This window comes from Betaproteobacteria bacterium (genome assembly GCA_016791345.1).
GTDB lineage: Bacteria > Pseudomonadota > Gammaproteobacteria > Burkholderiales > JAEUMW01 > JAEUMW01.
This window is the reverse complement of record JAEUMW010000139.1, coordinates 1-2120: the sequence shown is the minus strand read 5'-3', so window position 1 is coordinate 2120 and position 2120 is coordinate 1. Positions and strand designations below refer to the sequence as shown.

Annotated in this window: 3 protein-coding genes and 1 pseudogene; 3 read left to right on the top strand and 1 reads right to left on the bottom strand. The window is 64.0% G+C overall.

The features are described 5' to 3' along the window. Positions 1 to 266: 266 nt before the first annotated feature. Positions 267 to 892: pseudogene (locus tag JNK68_05830) on the top strand (permease). Positions 893 to 903: 11 nt separating this feature from the next. Next, complete coding sequence (locus tag JNK68_05825) at positions 904 to 1143, top strand: TM0996/MTH895 family glutaredoxin-like protein (protein ID MBL8539875.1); 240 nt, start codon at positions 904 to 906, stop codon at positions 1141 to 1143. Positions 1144 to 1170: 27 nt separating this feature from the next. Here the strand turns inward: JNK68_05825 and JNK68_05820 are convergent, their stop codons facing one another. After that, positions 1171 to 1518 (bottom strand): helix-turn-helix transcriptional regulator, encoded by a 348-nt coding sequence (locus JNK68_05820; GenBank protein ID MBL8539874.1) that lies wholly within the window; start codon positions 1516 to 1518, stop codon positions 1171 to 1173. Positions 1519 to 1730: 212 nt separating this feature from the next. Here JNK68_05820 and crcB point away from each other — a divergent pair, with 212 nt between their 5' ends. Next, positions 1731 to 2114: a fluoride efflux transporter CrcB gene (gene crcB, locus JNK68_05815; protein ID MBL8539873.1), complete on the top strand. Its 384-nt coding sequence runs from the start codon at positions 1731 to 1733 to the stop codon at positions 2112 to 2114. Positions 2115 to 2120 lie beyond the last annotated feature (6 nt).

Below are 2120 nucleotides of genomic sequence, written 5' to 3'. Positions count from 1 at the left end.
CACCCCGCAAGATGACGAGCCTGTTCGAGCGCTACCTGAGCCTTTTGGTGGCGCTGTGCATCGTCGTCGGCGTGCAGGGCGACGTGACCACGAACAGGGTGGACCGCAACATCACCCCTACTACAAGGGGACGTGGGCGAATGTCCGGCGCGTCGGCAGCCAGGAGGATTTCGTGCGCACGATCAGCTTCAAGAGCCGCCGCTACGACCGGGTGTGAGCTGTTCCGGGCTGCGTGATGCGAAGCGCCCTGCGGGGCGCTTCGCTCTTTGCGTCGCCGGCGCTACCGCTTCGCACTGCGTTTCGGCGACGCGGTGTATTTGTTCGTCTATGAAGTGCCGAAGGTTCTGCTGCTGCTTACCCTCGTGGTATTCGGCATGGGCGTGGTGCGGACCTTCGTCTCGCCGGAGCGCACGCGCGCGCTTCTCTCCGGCCGGCGCAGCGATGTTGGCAACGTGCTCGCGGCGCTGCTAGGCATCGTGACGCCCTTCTGCTCCTGCTCTGCCGTGCCCCTCTTCATCGGTTTTCTCACCGCGGGGGTGGTTCGGAGTGACGCTCTCGTTCCTGATCTCGGCGCCGGCATCCACGGCTACGTGCCGGAGGATTCATGGCGTCGATCATGGGTGTGCAGGCCTGGTGGTCAGTGCCACTTGCAGTGGCGATCGGCGTACCGATGTACTCGAACGCGGCCGGCATCATCCCTGTAGTGGAGGCGTTGCTCCAAGGCGCGGCGCTCGGCACGGTGCTCGCGTTCATGATGTCGGTGATCGCACTCTCGCTGCCGGAGATGATCATCCTGCGCAAGGTGCTCAAGGTCCGGCTGATTGCCGTGTTCGCCGGCGTTGTCGCGAGCGGCATCCTGCTGGTTGGCTACGTGTTCAACGCCGTGATTTGAGGGGAGTCGGCATGAAAAAGGTTCAGGTGCTCGGCAGCGGCTGCAGCAAGTGCGTGACGACGGCCAAATACATCGAGGAGGTCGCACGCGATCTTGGCGTCCCGGTCGAGTTTGAGAAGGTGCAGGACATGCGGCAGATCGCCGCGATTGGCGTCATGCATACGCCCGCCGTGGCAATTGACGGGAAGGTCGTTCACAGCGGGAGTGTGCCGCTGAGGGACAAGATCGCCACTTGGCTGAAACCGGCGTAGGAACGCGGTAGCGCGGCGCCCGAACTTTCAGGAACGAACGCGCTTCTTCGGCGCCGCGACGATCGCTATTGCGGGCAGACAATGCTCGGGGTGGCCGCTGCAGCAGTTTTCGGTCAGGAATGCCACGACCTCGTTCATGCGCTCGAAATCGGGGGCGTAGATCAGGAATCGCCCCTGTGGACTGGATGCGATGAGCCCCGCGTTTGCAAGCTCCTTCAGGTGAAAGGACAGCGTCGCCGGTGGGATGCCGGTGCGCTCGCCGATCACGCCGGGAGTCATGCCGTCCGGTCCCGCCTCGACCAGCATGCGGAACACGGTGAGCCGCGATTCGTGCGCGAGCGCTCCGAGAGCTTTGACGACGTCTTTCACGTCCATGAGCGAAACGCTAGCAAGACAAGGGCGCAGGTGCAACAGAGCCACCGACCGCATTGCGTACAAGCGGCTGTCCTGGGAATCGCCCACGTATGGCTGCACGCCGAGGGCATCCCTCTGACGCCGGCCGAGGACCGCTGCGCCAAATCCGGATCATCACGCTTTTGCCCGCGTGCACGAGAACCTTTATCCTTGCGCCCGGAGGGTGATTCCGATTGGGCTGGAGCGGGTTCCTGGCGGTTGGGGTGGGGGGCGTGCTAGGCGCGTGGCTGCGCTGGTGGCTCGGCGTGGCGCTGAATCCGGTGTTTCCGACGCTCCCGCTGGGAACGGTGGTGGCGAACATCGTCGGTGGCTTCATCATCGGTGCGGCGATCGAATACTTTGCCCGTCACGCGTCCATTCCCCCCGAAGCTCGACTTTTCGTCATCACCGGCTTTCTCGGCGCACTGACCACCTTTTCCACGTTCTCTGCGGAAGCGGTCACGCTGCTCGCGCGCGGGCAATACGGCTGGGCGCTCGCTCACATCAGCGTGCATCTGCTGGGCTCACTGGCAGCGACCGTGGCCGGCATCTGGATGGTCCGATGGATTCAGGCATAGAGGAAC